Here is a 14780-nt window from a genome sequence, read left to right on the forward strand (position 1 = left end):
CTTTCTTTGAGTTATTAACAATTTCTTATTATATATATACCCAAAAATGGGGGAAAACCATCCATTTCAATAGATTTAAATGTAGTATTTATGCTAGTTGTAGTATTTTGCAACGAGCTACTTGCATTGATTATAAGGGGACCTGAAAGATTTGCAGTCATTTTTTTTATATCATCAGGTACAACTACTATAGTATATACTACTACATCCTCTGTTTTTTCTATTTCAAGCTTGTCTATTACTGATTGAGGAATGTCAAATTCATAATCCTTCTTAAATAAAAATGGATTTATTATGACGAAAGCTAGATTTGGGTGATCTACGCATTGTAGCCATTGAAAAGGGTTATCTTTATCAGTTGTATCTAGGATAATAAATTTTTTGTATTCTTCAAAAGCTAGTATTCCATCTGGGAAAAATAATATTTCTTCTTCGTTTATTTCTATTTCACCGAAGTGTTTAGTGTTTAGTTTCATGTAACCGCTCCTTTTATTAAGGTAAGGGGACACATCTCTTTTTGAAGCCTAGCTAATTCTGTTGAGAAATGTCCTCAGTCATTTCAAATTAAGGTAATCAGCGAATAAATTCGCTGCTACTTCGAAAAATATCTCTAATAATTCTAGATTAAGGTAAACAGCAAATGAATTCGCTCCTACTGTTAATAATTATGCCTTGGGAAAAATACTTTCATCGCAACTTATTTAAGCACTACCCTAACATATAGCTCTAATTAGTGCTTAAATACCGGAGCAGGGAAAGTATTTTTTCTATAGGTAATTTATATGATTAAGGTATGGGGACACACCTCTCTTTTAAGCTAACCTTTGTAGCTGAGGAATGTCCCCGATTCTATGTGTAGTTAAGGAATGTTCCCAGTCTTATCATACTCTTTCATCAATGTATCTTATATCTAACTTTGGTCTTTGTCTTAAATATATTTCTACCTTATTTTTCTCTATGTTAATGATAGGCTTTTGGGAAATATAGTTGATATTTGTTCCTCCTATTTCCCAAGAAATATTTAAATAGCCCTCTACATCTATTTTAGGTCTACTTTTAGGTATTGTATCTATGTTAAATTGCTTTTCTTCACCGCCTATCTTGCTCTTAGCTATTTCAGGTATAGCTGGTGGCATATTTTCGCGTATATCTGACAACCTATCTCCTTCTTGGTTCATGTTTGCAATTGCTTCTAAAACTTTTTGTCTTCCCATTTGAGCATATTCTCTAGTTAATTCAAATACACTTTTAAGACCAGCCTCTGCAAAACATTGATGCTGGTCTATAATTACCATTGGAAGCTTTCTGTCTACGTTCATTTTAGTTTTAGTAGTTTCTATATTTAATTCTCCTTTAGGCTGCCTCATGTAAAATGAACCTTTTACAGTATTTATGCCAATTTTAGCTTGTTGTGACTGTATTTGAAAAGGCATATTTATCACCTCTAATTAAGGTAAAGGGACACATCTCTTTTTGAAGTCTAGCTAATTCTGATGAGAAATGTCCCCAATGGCCCTTGATTTAGGTAATCAGCGAATAAATTCGCTGTTACTTTTTAATTGTTATATCTTGGAAAATCTACTTTCATCGCGACTTATTTAAGCACTACCTTAATACTTTACCCTAAATAGTGCTTGAATACTGGAGCAGGGAAAGTATATTTTCCATAGGCTTTTTATTAATATTAAGGTATGGGTACACACCTCTTTTTGAGGTCTAGCTTATCCTGTTGAGGAATGTCCCTAATTCTATGTTAGTTGAAGTATGTCCCTAATTCTATTCCTTGGCTCCTAATTTAGGTAATCAGCGAATGAATTCGCTGCTAATACTAAAAAAATGATCTAATTTTATCGTAGAAAATCTATTAAGCTTGGTTGTATAGATTGTGCTCCTGCAGCTAAAGATGCTCTATAAATATTTTGCTCTACATTAAGATTCATGATAGCTTCTGCCATGTCCACATCTTCATTATTTGATAAAAGCTCTGTAAAGGTTAGCGTCTGAGACTCTAGTTTGCTCTTTGTAAGCTCAAGTCTGTTAGTTTTTGCTCCAATGTCTGCTCTTACTTGCAATAATTGATTCATACATCCATCTATTTTATCTATGCTTTCTTGTATAACTGTGCTATCGTCATTGTTTAATGCGTCCTCAAATTTATCAAATACGTCTATAAGATAGCTTTTATCATTTTCAGAAGCATCACTAGAGTAGTCACTATCTCCAGTGCCAAAGATTTTTAGTCCAACTGTATTTACTTCTATATTTTCTGCAACTCCTACGTTGTAAACAGATACTTCACCTTGTTTTAGATCAAAGTTATATTTTCCATCATCGACTAACAGCTCTTGGTCTGTTTTATATCCTGAAAATATGTATCTCCCAGCATAAGTTGTATTTGCAACCTTTATAATGTGATCTTTCAACTGCCCTATTTCAGAAGATATCTTTTTTAAGTCATCTGGAGTTTTAGTGCCATTAGCTGCATCTACAGCAAGTTCTCTTGCTCTCTGTAATACCTCTCCTATTTCAGCTACAGCTGATTCTGTAACTTCCATCCAAGATAATGCATCATCTGCATTTCTCTTATACTGCTCTATCTTAGATAAATCTGTATTTAATTTTAAACTTTTGGAAACGCCAATAGGGTCATCAGATGGAAGTTTAAACTTTTTACCTGTTGATAATTGTTGATTTACATCATTCATTCGTTTAAGATTGTTATTTAAATTTCTCATAATGTTGTTTATAATCATGTTATTTGTTATTCTCATTTTTAATCACCACCTTCTATCTTCCTACTAAGCCCATGCCATTTATTGTTACATTTAATATTGCATCTATGGTTGTTATCATTCTTGCTGCTGCATTGTATGAATGCTGATATTTAATCATATTTGTCATTTCTTCATTTAGTTCTACACCTGATTCTGAATCTCTTTTTTGTACGATATTATCCATGATAAGTCCTTGGGTGTCAGACATTCTGCTTGCCTGCTGGCTATCTACAGATAAATTGGATAATATTGATTTTATAAAATCATCTGGAGTTCCTTGTGAATTACCTCCTTCGAAGAATTTCTTGTTTTCTCTTAATGCTATTAATTTTAATAAATTTTTATTATTTTCAGCTTCACCATTAAATTCTCCTTTTTCAACATAAGCTGCAGCTATATTGTCTAGATTGTCTAGTATGGCATCTGATAATGAAATAGTATTAGCATCTTCGCCTGTGAAAAATTCTTTCTCATAACTTCCATTTAACCCATATCCATTTCTATGAACATCATTTACCTTGCTTATCAACTGTCTAGCAAATGTGTTTAGCTTTTCTTTATAAAAAGGTATACCTCTATATGTACTCTCTTCTCCATCACTATACAGTACATCAATTAAACCTTTAAGCTCTCCTGACTTAAATTTGAGACTATTTCCATTTTCCCACATTACTTCTTTTTCATCTGGTTTACTAGAATCTTTTGCTTCGTATTTAAGCTCATTTACATAGATGTGGTCAACTAAAGCCATACCACCTATTCCTACTCTAAATTTTCCATCATCACTTTCACTTACTTGTACATTTATTATTTCAGACAATTGATCTACAAGAAGCTCTCTTCTGTCCCTTAAGTCATTAGCTTTGGTTCCATCAAGTTCAAGGGAATAAATTTGTTCATTAAGGTTCTTTATCTGATCTGCAATATTATTTATCTGATTTACTTTTGTACTTATAGAAAAATCAGTTTCTTCCATAAGGTTGTCCAATCTTTCTGCTGTTTCTCTTATATGCATAGTAAGAGCTTTTGCTTTTTCCCTTACTGCTGCTCTATAAGAATAATCTGAAGGATTTTTACTTAAATCCTCTAATGAACTGAAAAATTCATCCATATATTTTCTAAAACTACTGTCTGATGGTTCTCCAAAGAGATTTTCCAGTTCAACTAGTGTTTCTCTCTTAACATTCCATTCACCAGTAGGTGCATTCTCATTCCAATATTTAAAATCTATATAGGAATCCCTATGCCTTATTATGTCATAAATCTCAGTTCCAGTTCCTAAAAAACCTATCCCAGGTAAATACATAGGACTAGTTGCCCTTTGTAGTGCTTCTTGTCTAGAATAGCCCTCAGTATTTGCGTTATCAATATTGTGATTAGTAACATAAATTGCTCTTTGGCTTGCTAAAAGTCCTGAAACTGCTGAATTAAACCCTATCATTTTTTCACCTCACTATCTTCCTACTATACCCATTTTATTTATAATATTATCTAACATTTCATCTATAGCATTTACTACTCTTGCATTTGCCTCATATGAATGCTGGTATTTAAGCATGTCTGCCATTTCTTCGTCTAGAGATACACCAGAAATTGCTTTTCTGTTATTATCTATCTGCAAAAGAAGTATCCCTTGACTCTCCATACCACTTGCTGCTTCCTGTGAATTTACTCCTAATTCAGAAATAATATCTCTATAGTAATCATCGCTAGTCATATCCCCAATCATAGGTTGATACCTTAATTTAACTATCTCTTCAGCTATTTGTCCATCCCCTTTAGCTTCAGTTTTTCCTGCAGCTATTTTGTTAAAATCATTTAATGCTGGATTTATGATAATGTTTGAAGCGTCTATATCACTTTCACTATATGTGCCTTCAGTAACAAAGAAAGGAATTTTTTCATTATTGCCTAATAAATCATATCCTTCTTTATGTTTTTCATTAACTTTTCCTGCTATATTCTTAACAAGCTCATTTAACCTATTTCGTACGTTTTCAACATCCACATCTCTAGCTTCTATTAACCCTGCTAACTGACCATTTTTACTGCCATTTTTACTAAAGTCTATCTTTTCATCTATATCCTCCCAATATATATGTGCATATCCTTTATTATCTTGTTTTGTTGTTATAGTAGTGCAATAATCTTCACTAACAAGAGTTCTCCCTTCCATAGAAACAGTTACATATCCTCTGTTATCTTCATAATATTGTATAGGAACTATTTTTGATAATTCATCCAATAAATTATTTCTAGTATCCCGATAATCATTGGCACTAACTTTAGTACCTATTACTTCATAGCTAGCTATTTTCTCATTTAGTTCTGCTATTTTTCCTGTCAGTTTGTTGACTTCAGCGACTTTATTATAAATATCTTTATTTAAATTAAGTTGCAAATTATCTAACTGTTCACTTATCCTATTCACTGTTTCAGTAAATGCAACAGCCCTTTCGTGAAGCAATGCCCTTACAGTAAGACTGTCTGGTTCTTTAGCAAGCTCATTCCATCCATCCCAAAACTGATCCATAACCTTTTGCAAACCATTTTCTGATATTTCATCTAATATTATTTCTACTTCTTCATAAACTTTGTTTTTTTGTTCCCAATAGCCATATTTTTTTGATTCTTGTCTATATTTTATGTCTAAAAATTCATCCCTTATCTGTCTTATCTGTTGAACATCTACTCCTGTTCCTACTTGAAATCCCCCTATTGATGTATCGCTATAGCTAGAAAAAGCATGTATTGCTTGTTGCCTTACATAGTAACTGTTATTCACATTAGCAATGTTATGAGATACAGTATCTAATGCTTTTTTGTTAGCGTATATTCCAGATAATGAAATAGATAATCCTGAAAATCCGTTGCTCATTTAATTCACCTCGCTTATAGCTGTTTATACTTTTTTGTCGAATAAATTTCTATTTTGAATTGATCCGTCTTTTCCCTTATCTTTGCTATATGTAGCTCCTTCTATAGAAGTCGATTGAGTTAATAGATTTATATTAAAGTTTATATATTCTAATGAATCCTTTATGAGAACACTATTTATTTGATTTCTATCCTTAAGTTTGTTTAACAAATTTACAAATTCATCTCTAATAGCATTTATTTCTTTTTCATCTTTTTTATCTATATAAGGCATAATAGCAGATAGATTAACATCTTTTTTTAAATTTAACTTCTTTCCTATTTTTTCTATAACTTCTTCCCTTTTATCTTCTAATTTTCCAATCTTTATTATTAGAGTTTGCTCTATCTGAGTTAACTTGTCTAGTTCATTTATTTTCCCTGATGTAATTATATCTGTCTTTTTTAACGCATATTCATGTATAGTTTTATAGATTTCTAGCTCTTCGGTAAGAACTTGCTTAAGTTCTTCGATCAAAGGATTCATCTCTTCACCACCTAATTATACTTTTTTATCTATAGTTATGCTTTCAAATATCTTCTCAACTATCTTACCTGAATCAACAACATAGGTCCCAGAACTAATCTGTTTTTTTATTTCATCAACTTTGTCTTGCCTAACATCAGGCACATTTTTTAATGCTTCCATTGCTACTTGAAAATCTTTTGCTCTTCCTGATAGCTCTACTGAATCCTTTTTTAAATTATTGTTGCTTTTCACCCTTCCTTTTTTATTTATCCCCTGTTTATTATATATACTTAAAGCCCTTGCCACTTTATTATTATAAATCTTCATAAAAACACCCCATCTCTCTCCTTGTTTCTACAAATATTATCGGAAGAAATGAGGTATAACTTTAAGAATTTATTTATTTTTATTTATATGTCTATGGGCAGTATACATTTCTCCTTTCTCGTATTCACCCCGCTTATTAACATTGTTCGATATTGAAGCTCTAAGCTCTCTTTCTAATTCAATTTTACATTTATCGCAAAATCTCCCTGTTTTAATAGGTGCTCCACATCTTTCACAGTCAAGTATTAGATTAATATTTTCATCTTTCAATTCAAGTTTACCTTCTCTTAAAAACCTTAATATTTTCTTTACACTTACACCTGTTCCTTCTGAAACTTCCTGTATAGAAGCATTAGGGTTATCATATATATATGCTTTTACTTTTTTAAATTCTTCATCTTCTTTTCTTCTGCAAGATAAACAAATATCAAATCCGTCATATGCGTAAATTTTCCCGCATATTCTGCAATTCCTAATATCCATATTCGAACCTCCTTGTAAATTAAGATATGGGAATGTACTCATCCCTGATTTCTTCCAGTTGCTAATGCTAGAACATAAACTTTTTTTGCTCCTGATTTTATTAATACCTTTGAGCATTCATCTGCAGTAGCTCCTGTGGTTAGTATATCGTCTATAAGTAATACTGTTAAACCGTTAAAAGCTTGATTATTTTGTACCTTAAAAGCTCCTTTGACATTTTTGTACCTTTCACTTTTTCCCAGTTTATTTTGAGTATCTGTATTTCTTACTCTAACTAAATCTTTTTTATTTAACGGAATATTCAAAGATTTTGAAATATACTGGGCTAAAAGTTCAGATTGGTTAAATCCTCTTTTTTGCATTTTCTTTTTATGCAATGGTACTGGTACTATGATGTCTACGTAATCAAAAGGTTCGTCTTGAAGGGCTTGTACTAAAATATGGCCTAATGCTTTGTACATATAGCTCTTTTTCCCATATTTATACTTATATATTGCTTCTTTGACTATTCCAGTATATTCTAAAGGTGAAATAGCCTTAGTAAAATAATGCTTTTCATTTATACATTCATGACATTTATCTTGCAAATATCCTTTTCCAAGTGGTTTACCACAAATAGAACACCTTGGTCCTTTTAAAAAAGTCATCTCTTGTAAACAATTGTAGCATATATGAGCATTTTTTGCACTACTATCATGCTCTTCACAAATAAAACAAATATTTTTTTCAGGATAAAGTAAATCCAAAAAAGTTAAATAGATTTCTTTTAAAATAGACTTAATTTTCAACATTTCCCAATTCCCCATTATTATGGTGAGATTTGGCTATATCACCACCTATCAAAGAATCAAATACCTTACCTATTCTCTTGCTTAATCCTGAATACCTCATGGTGATACGATTATTGTTAATCATAGTGTATAAATATTTTTCCATTCCAACTATAACTACTAATTCTCTTGCTCTAGTAATAGCTGTGTAAAGTAAATTTCTAGTAAGGAGCATAGGTGGTCCCCAAGTAGCAGGTATGATAACTACAGGAAACTCACTTCCCTGACTTTTATGTATAGTTGTTGCATAGGCAAGTCTTAGCTCGTCTAACTGACTAAAGCTATATACTACCTCTTTATTGTCATCAAATAACACTTTCACTTCACTTTCTTCTTCGTCTATATCAATTATATAACCTATATCTCCGTTAAATACTCCTTCTCCTTCCTCTATTTTTATGTTATTTTCTATAATCTTCCACTTAGCTCTGTAATTATTTTTAATCTGCATAACCTTGTCGCCAACCCTGTATATAAACTCTCCAACCTTTTTTTCTGCTTTATCAGGGCTTTTAGGATTTAAAGCCTGCTGCAGTTTCTGATTTAAACTATTTACTCCTACATCTCCTTTTTTCATTGGTGATAATATTTGTATGTCCTTGACTGGGTCGTATCCATTAAACTTAGGCAATCTCTCTTTGCTAAGTCCAATTATAGTATCTTCTATATCTTTGTTATTAGTTTTTGTTATGAAAAAAAAGTCTTTACCTTTCGTGTTCAATATAGGTTTTTGTCCCTTATTTATTCTGTGGGCATTTACTACTATCATGCTCTCTCTTGCTTGTCTAAATATCTCATCTAAAGTTACAACTTTTATAATTCCACAATTTATAATATCACGTAAAACATTTCCTGGTCCTACTGAAGGCAGCTGGTCTATATCTCCAACAAGTATTAGTCTTGTGCCTGGTAATATTGCTTTGGTTAAATTATTCATAAGTAAAATATCTACCATAGACACTTCATCTATAATTACAACATCAGATTCTAAAGGAGAACCTTCGTCTTTTGAAAAGGCCATACCTATTTCATCATCTATGAAGCTATATTCTAAAAGCCTATGTATAGTTTTAGCTTCTCTACCTGTTGCTTCGCTCATTCTCTTTGCTGCCCTACCTGTAGGTGCGGCTAAAGTTATGGTATATCCATTATCTTCAAATAGTTTTATGATGCAGTTTATTGTAGTAGTTTTTCCTGTACCTGGCCCTCCAGTAATAACTAAAACTCCGTTCTCTACAGATTGTTTTATAGCTTCTCTCTGATTTTTAGCAAGTGTTATATTTTCTTCTTTCTCTATTCTTTTTATTTCATTGTCTATGTCTACATCCAATTTTTCAACATTAGCTTGGGATATTTCTATAATTTTTTTACTTACATTAGCTTCAGCATAGTAAAATGGCATATAGTATATGCACTGAATATCATCAAAAACTTCTATATGTATTTCTTGATTTATAGCTAATCTTGTTATTCCTTCTTCTACAAGTTCTTTTTGTACTTGTAGAAGATTGACTGATTGTTTAACGAGTATCTCTTTTGGTACATAAGTATGGCCTGATCCAGAAAACTCCATCAATTTAAATTTTATTCCAGCGGATATTCTATACATGGAATTTGGGTCAATACCCATACTTTGAGCTATTTTATCTGCCATTTTAAACCCTATGCCGTATATATCTTCTGATAACCTATAAGGATTTTCCTTTATCTTATTTACCGTTTCACTGCCATATTTCTTGTATATTTTTACTCCATATCCAGGGCTTATACCATAGCTTTGAAGAAATATCATCACATCTCTAAGCTCTCGTTGTTCCTCAAAAGCAGCAGCTATCTTTGTTACCTTTTTTTCTCCTATGCCCTCTACTTCTGTAAGCCTTTGTGGGTTATATTGAAGTATATCTATGGAATCCTCCCCAAATTTCTCAACTATTTTTTTAGCAGTTTTAGGTCCTATTCCCGGAATCAATCCTGAGGCAAGATACTTTTCTATTCCATTTAGTGTAGCAGGAACAACACTAGAATAGTTCGTCACCTTAAACTGCTGCCCATAGTTCTGATGATTTTCCCAATCTCCTTCTACCTTAATGGTTTCGCCTATGTTAAGTATCGGAATATACCCTACTATAGTCACCACATCATCATCTGTTTCCAATATTGCTACAGTATACCCATTAGATTCATTTTGGAAAATTATCTCCTCAACCGTACCTTGCAAAGTAATCAATTTAATACCCCCGAGTTTTAATGCTATAGGTAAACAAAACTTATTCTCAAAATTTGCCTGAAGGCAGTATAATTAAAGTGTTAAAATATTTTCCTCTATAACATTATTATAGCATGTATGACATAGTTTATCCTAGGCTATAAACAAAAAAGCCAAGGAGTTATCCTTGACTTAAATTATATCATTAATGACTTTAATTTAGAAATATCAGCCCAGTTATTTGCTGTAACCATTTCTACTTGTCTTAACTCTTTCTTTATAGTTTCAACATCACCTTTTATATGATCTATATCATTTGACATTTTATCATGTTCAGCTTTATTCACTTCTGCAGAGTGCTGTAAAGCTCTAAGAATCTCAGTATGTTCATTAATGGTAGTTTTAATTGAAGTAATTTCATCTTTCATAGTAATGATATCATCTTTCATTGATGCCATTTCGCCTTTCATAGTAGTGATATCATCTTTCATTGATGCCATTTCGCCTTTCATCAATGTTATTTCACCTTTTATTGAGCTAATGTCCTTTTCAATGTTTTTTAAGATTTCTAAAATTTCTCTCTCCATTCTTTCCCCTCCTAATTAAATTATACTATAGTTATAAATAAAATCAAATTTACTTCAGCTACAGTTTACTTTTTATATCTAGTAATTCATTTCTAATAACAGCAATATCTGCCTTTGTAGCTAATTTGCTTGATTCTTCGTAAAAATCTATACTGTCTTCACAAACAGAAATTCCAATCTTACCATTATACATTTTTTCTACTAGATTTCCACGAATTATTTGCTTTTCTACAGAGTTTTTCTTTTGCAATGTCTTTACTTTTACACCCCCATTTAAAATAATAAATGTATTGCATCCTTGATCTTCAATCCTTTCAATGCTTTTTAAATTGAAATACGCCATTGAACCATCATTTTTTGATATCGGTTTCCTTACTTTAATAGGTACGTATATGTTTTGCTTATTAAAAGGGATAGGAACAATATTTTTTGCTCCTATCATACCTCCATAATATTTTCTAACAGACTGCAAATCTACAGTAAAATATCGGGCTATCAACTTGATTACTGTCTGTATTGTTTTATATATATAAATATATCCTTCTTTTAGTGTTACAACTTTTGTACTGTTCCCTTTAATATCTAAATACACTGGTATGATAGCCATAATTCCATTGTCTATAAGTTTTTCAATATCCTTCATTGTATATCTCTCCTAAATCTGCTATATTATACTATAATTATAAATCGAACATATGTTCGATGTCAAGATATGTTTGGAATTATATAATCTATTTTTTGGCTATTACATTGGAGAGTTCATTTATGCTTTGTGTTAAGCTATCTAGTTTTCCTTCTATTCGCACCAAAAGATAAATTGATACAGCTATAGGAAAGCCTAGATTTGCTATGCTGCTATAAATTTCCTCCATAGTAACACCTCCTTAGATTAATGCATATGAAATAAGCAGCGACTTACGTCGCTGCCAAGTATTCAAATCATCTTTTCAAACTTTCAATTAACTTACTACATCTAAATCTTCAATATTTGTACTTACTATTCTCGCTCCAGCTACTGCAACTAAATCTCCTCCCGTAGAATCAAAAAGATTCTTTGCTACTATATTTTCCATAGCAGCTTTAACTTCTGCGTCAGTAAGATCTTCCTTTGGATTGTCCACAGATAATTTCATAGTTGTATCTGAAGCATTTTTAAATGTCATCTCTAACCTCTTTGTTTCCATAAGCTCACCTCCTATACTTGAAAATTAGTAAAGTAATCACTTTCAACCTATTCTTCTACAATTTCAGTTTCATCTATTCTTGTAACGCTTATTAAAGGTAGCTCCTGCAATCCTGTTAGAGATGCAGCTACAGAATAAACGTCCTCATTTGTTGCTGATGCTTTTATCCTTGAATAGGTCTTTGACTTAACTATTTGGTTTCCTTTTTTGTCTAAGCCTGCATCGTACTGAATTTTAAGCTTAGAATGTTGAGGCACTGTATTTACTGCCATTTAATTCACCTCCCTTCTACTACTTACATAGAAGGGATAAATAAAATTTACTATACATAAAAGTCAAAATTTTAAAGTAAAATTATTTTATTATGCAATTTTCTCGAATAAAAAAAGTTTTATATTATTTTTTTGAGTTTATTTATACCTTTAGTCTTTAGATTTACTACCGTTCTATATGATATACCCATTTCCCGAGCTATATCCTTCATAGGTTGATTTTTGAAATAATACCTTAAAATTATATCTTTCTGTCTTTGAGTTAGATTTTTTATACCATAACAAAGTTTTCTAATATTTTCATTTTTAATCACTATTTCCTCATGGTTAGGCTTCTCATCAGCAATAATATCTATAAGCTCTATATTTTCATTATCAGAAAAAACAGGACTGTTTAATGAAACACATCCTATTTGTTTTTTATTTTTATCTAAATAATAATATTTAAGCCTTAGTTTAACAAACCATAAAAAATGAACATTTTTATCAAAATCGTATTCCTTCATACACTTTAAAATCAGTTCATATCCCTCTTGTATTAAGTCATCGTATTCTTGACAAACATTATAATATCTCTTTATAGCTGATAATATAGCTGGTTTAAGCTTATTTAGTAGTTTTTCTTTTGCTTTATTGTTTCCTCTTAAAGATTTAATCAATAAAACCTGTATTTCATCATTCACTACTTTCCTCTCCTAAAGAGAGGTACCTCTCAAAATTTACCGGTGAATATATAATAAACGATATCAATGCTATATAAAAATCAAGAATATCTACAAATCTTATATACTTATATATATAAACAAGCCTTGTTCTTAAAAAAATTTTGTAAATTGTAAACTTTTCATACTTCTGTGTTCAAGCAATTTCCTTGTCTAAAATTAAAACATAAAAAAATAAGGAAAAAGAAAAAGTCCTTTTAGGAACTATCTTTTTTCCTTATTTCTTCTAAAGTCATATATTCAACGTACATATCATGTGATAAATTCTCAACTATATTTTCTATTTCTTCCCTATATTCTTTATCTATAAGGCATATATAATGAAAATCTTTTTTTAAAAGTCTTACTGTATATTCTATATCATTTATACCATCTATTAGTACATTTATTTTCTTTTCAGTAAAAATTCCTTTTTTATTTAAGATATCCCAATATAACTTTCTAAAAAATTCTATGACTCCATAAACAAAAAATATATATACTACAACTGTAAAAATAAATAAAAGCATTGCTATCACCTATCTCATATTGGCTTAAAAATATTATTATATATTATTCGTAATTGCCAATAATTGTTACTAATGCTAAAAAACCTGAGAACATTTATCATGCTCCCAGGTTTTATTTTATAATTCAGCTTCCTTTTTAAGTATCTCAGCTTTATCAGTCTTTTCCCATGGTAAATCAATATCCGTTCTACCAAAATGTCCATAAGCAGCTACTTGTTTGTATATTGGCCTTCTCAAGTCTAAATCCCTAATAATAGCTGCAGGTCTTAAATCAAAATGTTTATTAACAAGTTCTTGTATCTTACTTTCTTCAATTTTGTTTGTACCAAAAGTATCTATCAATACTGATACTGGTCTAGCAACACCTATAGCATAGGCAATTTGTACTTCGCATTTATCTGCTAATCCTGCTGCCACTATATTTTTAGCTACATACCTTGCAGCATATGTAGCAGACCTATCTACCTTTGTTGGATCCTTTCCTGAAAATGCTCCGCCACCGTGACGTGCATATCCACCATAAGTATCTACAATAATCTTTCTTCCAGTTAGCCCAGCGTCTCCATGAGGCCCTCCAACAACAAACCTACCTGTAGGATTTACAAGATACCTAGTTTTTTCATCTAACAACTTATCAGGTATTACTTTTTTAATAACATGCTCTTTTAAGTCTCTTTCTATAGTCTTTAAGTCCACATCTGGACTATGTTGTGTAGAAATAACTATAGTGTCTACTCTTACAGGTTTATCATCATGATATTCAATTGTAACTTGAGTTTTTCCATCTGGCCTTAAATAATCAAGTGTGCCATTCTTTCTTACATCTGCTAGTTTTTTTGCAAGTTTATGAGCCAATGATATAGGCATAGGCATTAGCTCTGGAGTTTCATTGCAAGCAAAGCCAAACATTATACCTTGGTCTCCAGCTCCTATTAAATCTAATTCGTCCTCACCATTTTCCCTATGCTCCAATGCTCTATTAACTCCCATAGCGATATCAGGTGACTGTTCATCTATAGAAGTTAACACTGCACATGTATCACCATCAAATCCATATTTTGCCCTAGTATATCCAATATCTTTTATAGTTTGTCTTACAATACTTGGAATATCTACATAATGCTCAGTTGTAATCTCACCAGATATTAAAACTAAGCCAGTAGAAACAGATGTTTCACAAGCCACCCTACCATTGGGATCCTTTTCCATTATAGCATCAAGTATAGCATCAGATATTTGGTCGCATATTTTATCAGGATGACCTTCAGTAACAGACTCTGATGTAAATAACCATTTTCTCATATAATACTCCTCCCATATTTTAATATTAAAAAAGCCTCTTCCAAAAGGAAAAGGCATAATTCTCATAAACCTCATCTTTCAGAATTTACATCCTGTGGGATTTAGCACCTTGGAATAAAATCTTCCTGGTTGCCGGGTTTCAAAGGGCCCATTCCCTCCACCACTCTTGATAAGGTAATCAAGATTTTTATTCACTTTT

Annotated in this window: 18 protein-coding genes and 1 riboswitch; all 18 genes read right to left on the reverse strand. The window is 31.4% G+C overall.

Annotated elements, in window-relative coordinates; genetic code table 11:
* Positions 1-14: 14 nt before the first annotated feature.
* The gene (fliW, locus tag ACZ41D_RS11660; protein ID WP_464151580.1) at positions 15-476 is read right to left on the reverse strand and encodes a flagellar assembly protein FliW; all 462 of its coding nucleotides are present in this window, start codon (positions 474-476) and stop codon (positions 15-17) included.
* 405 nt (positions 477-881) lie between these two features.
* The gene (locus ACZ41D_RS11665; protein WP_464151581.1) at positions 882-1433 is read right to left on the reverse strand and encodes a DUF6470 family protein; all 552 of its coding nucleotides are present in this window, start codon (positions 1431-1433) and stop codon (positions 882-884) included.
* 414 nt (positions 1434-1847) lie between these two features.
* On the reverse strand, positions 1848-2771 hold the full coding sequence (flgL, locus tag ACZ41D_RS11670; RefSeq protein ID WP_464151582.1) for a flagellar hook-associated protein FlgL: 924 nt from the start codon (positions 2769-2771) through the stop codon (positions 1848-1850).
* 16 nt (positions 2772-2787) lie between these two features.
* Positions 2788-4215 (reverse strand): flagellar hook-associated protein FlgK, encoded by a 1428-nt coding sequence (gene flgK, locus ACZ41D_RS11675; protein WP_464151583.1) that lies wholly within the window; start codon positions 4213-4215, stop codon positions 2788-2790.
* Positions 4216-4227: 12 nt separating this feature from the next.
* The gene (flgK, locus tag ACZ41D_RS11680; protein WP_464151584.1) at positions 4228-5652 is read right to left on the reverse strand and encodes a flagellar hook-associated protein FlgK; all 1425 of its coding nucleotides are present in this window, start codon (positions 5650-5652) and stop codon (positions 4228-4230) included.
* A 24-nt stretch (positions 5653-5676) separates the two neighbouring features.
* The gene (locus tag ACZ41D_RS11685; RefSeq protein ID WP_464151585.1) at positions 5677-6177 is read right to left on the reverse strand and encodes a flagellar protein FlgN; all 501 of its coding nucleotides are present in this window, start codon (positions 6175-6177) and stop codon (positions 5677-5679) included.
* Between the two features lie 15 nt (positions 6178-6192).
* Positions 6193-6486: a flagellar biosynthesis anti-sigma factor FlgM gene (gene flgM / locus ACZ41D_RS11690; RefSeq protein WP_464151586.1), complete on the reverse strand. Its 294-nt coding sequence runs from the start codon at positions 6484-6486 to the stop codon at positions 6193-6195.
* Between the two features lie 69 nt (positions 6487-6555).
* A complete protein-coding gene (locus ACZ41D_RS11695) occupies positions 6556-6969 on the reverse strand; it encodes a TIGR03826 family flagellar region protein (RefSeq protein WP_464151587.1) in 414 nt (137 codons plus the stop codon).
* Between the two features lie 38 nt (positions 6970-7007).
* The gene (locus ACZ41D_RS11700) at positions 7008-7760 is read right to left on the reverse strand and encodes a double zinc ribbon domain-containing protein (protein WP_464151588.1); all 753 of its coding nucleotides are present in this window, start codon (positions 7758-7760) and stop codon (positions 7008-7010) included.
* Positions 7747-10026 carry an SF1B family DNA helicase RecD2 gene (recD2, locus tag ACZ41D_RS11705; RefSeq protein ID WP_464151589.1) on the reverse strand — a complete coding sequence of 760 codons (2280 nt, stop codon included), beginning with the start codon at positions 10024-10026 and terminating at the stop codon, positions 7747-7749. The genes ACZ41D_RS11700 and recD2 overlap by 14 nt, the downstream gene beginning before the upstream one ends.
* Before the next feature lie 176 nt (positions 10027-10202).
* Positions 10203-10592 (reverse strand): hypothetical protein, encoded by a 390-nt coding sequence (locus tag ACZ41D_RS11710; protein ID WP_464151590.1) that lies wholly within the window; start codon positions 10590-10592, stop codon positions 10203-10205.
* 58 nt (positions 10593-10650) lie between these two features.
* Positions 10651-11235 (reverse strand): competence protein ComK, encoded by a 585-nt coding sequence (locus ACZ41D_RS11715; RefSeq protein WP_464151591.1) that lies wholly within the window; start codon positions 11233-11235, stop codon positions 10651-10653.
* An 88-nt stretch (positions 11236-11323) separates the two neighbouring features.
* Positions 11324-11464: a YvrJ family protein gene (locus ACZ41D_RS11720; protein WP_464151592.1), complete on the reverse strand. Its 141-nt coding sequence runs from the start codon at positions 11462-11464 to the stop codon at positions 11324-11326.
* A gap of 87 nt (positions 11465-11551) precedes the next feature.
* Entirely contained in the window at positions 11552-11776 is a 225-nt protein-coding gene (locus tag ACZ41D_RS11725; protein WP_464151593.1) for a DUF2922 domain-containing protein, read from the reverse strand.
* Positions 11777-11823: 47 nt separating this feature from the next.
* Positions 11824-12048 (reverse strand): DUF1659 domain-containing protein, encoded by a 225-nt coding sequence (locus ACZ41D_RS11730; protein ID WP_464151594.1) that lies wholly within the window; start codon positions 12046-12048, stop codon positions 11824-11826.
* Positions 12049-12167: 119 nt separating this feature from the next.
* The gene (locus tag ACZ41D_RS11735) at positions 12168-12731 is read right to left on the reverse strand and encodes a sigma-70 family RNA polymerase sigma factor (RefSeq protein ID WP_464151595.1); all 564 of its coding nucleotides are present in this window, start codon (positions 12729-12731) and stop codon (positions 12168-12170) included.
* Between the two features lie 236 nt (positions 12732-12967).
* Positions 12968-13279 (reverse strand): hypothetical protein, encoded by a 312-nt coding sequence (locus ACZ41D_RS11740; RefSeq protein ID WP_464151596.1) that lies wholly within the window; start codon positions 13277-13279, stop codon positions 12968-12970.
* 117 nt (positions 13280-13396) lie between these two features.
* The gene (metK, locus tag ACZ41D_RS11745; RefSeq protein ID WP_464151597.1) at positions 13397-14581 is read right to left on the reverse strand and encodes a methionine adenosyltransferase; all 1185 of its coding nucleotides are present in this window, start codon (positions 14579-14581) and stop codon (positions 13397-13399) included.
* 68 nt (positions 14582-14649) lie between these two features.
* Positions 14650-14757, reverse strand: a riboswitch (SAM riboswitch).
* Positions 14758-14780: the final 23 nt, after the last annotated feature.

It is taken from the genome of Brassicibacter thermophilus, from assembly GCF_055378355.1.

Excerpts from the sequence above, each read along its gene's own strand:
- fliW (WP_464151580.1), bottom strand. The coding sequence starts at position 476 with ATGAAACTAAACACTAAACACTTCGGTGAAATAGAAATAAACGAAGAA.
- ACZ41D_RS11665 (WP_464151581.1), bottom strand. The coding sequence starts at position 1,433 with ATGCCTTTTCAAATACAGTCACAACAAGCTAAAATTGGCATAAATACT.
- flgL (WP_464151582.1), bottom strand. The coding sequence starts at position 2,771 with ATGAGAATAACAAATAACATGATTATAAACAACATTATGAGAAATTTA.
- flgK (WP_464151583.1), bottom strand. The coding sequence starts at position 4,215 with ATGATAGGGTTTAATTCAGCAGTTTCAGGACTTTTAGCAAGCCAAAGA.
- flgK (WP_464151584.1), bottom strand. The coding sequence starts at position 5,652 with ATGAGCAACGGATTTTCAGGATTATCTATTTCATTATCTGGAATATAC.
- ACZ41D_RS11685 (WP_464151585.1), bottom strand. The coding sequence starts at position 6,177 with ATGAATCCTTTGATCGAAGAACTTAAGCAAGTTCTTACCGAAGAGCTA.
- flgM (WP_464151586.1), bottom strand. The coding sequence starts at position 6,486 with ATGAAGATTTATAATAATAAAGTGGCAAGGGCTTTAAGTATATATAAT.
- ACZ41D_RS11695 (WP_464151587.1), bottom strand. The coding sequence starts at position 6,969 with ATGGATATTAGGAATTGCAGAATATGCGGGAAAATTTACGCATATGAC.
- ACZ41D_RS11700 (WP_464151588.1), bottom strand. The coding sequence starts at position 7,760 with ATGTTGAAAATTAAGTCTATTTTAAAAGAAATCTATTTAACTTTTTTG.
- ACZ41D_RS11710 (WP_464151590.1), bottom strand. The coding sequence starts at position 10,592 with ATGGAGAGAGAAATTTTAGAAATCTTAAAAAACATTGAAAAGGACATT.
- ACZ41D_RS11715 (WP_464151591.1), bottom strand. The coding sequence starts at position 11,235 with ATGAAGGATATTGAAAAACTTATAGACAATGGAATTATGGCTATCATA.
- ACZ41D_RS11720 (WP_464151592.1), bottom strand. The coding sequence starts at position 11,464 with ATGGAGGAAATTTATAGCAGCATAGCAAATCTAGGCTTTCCTATAGCT.
- ACZ41D_RS11725 (WP_464151593.1), bottom strand. The coding sequence starts at position 11,776 with ATGGAAACAAAGAGGTTAGAGATGACATTTAAAAATGCTTCAGATACA.
- ACZ41D_RS11730 (WP_464151594.1), bottom strand. The coding sequence starts at position 12,048 with ATGGCAGTAAATACAGTGCCTCAACATTCTAAGCTTAAAATTCAGTAC.
- ACZ41D_RS11740 (WP_464151596.1), bottom strand. The coding sequence starts at position 13,279 with ATGCTTTTATTTATTTTTACAGTTGTAGTATATATATTTTTTGTTTAT.
- metK (WP_464151597.1), bottom strand. The coding sequence starts at position 14,581 with ATGAGAAAATGGTTATTTACATCAGAGTCTGTTACTGAAGGTCATCCT.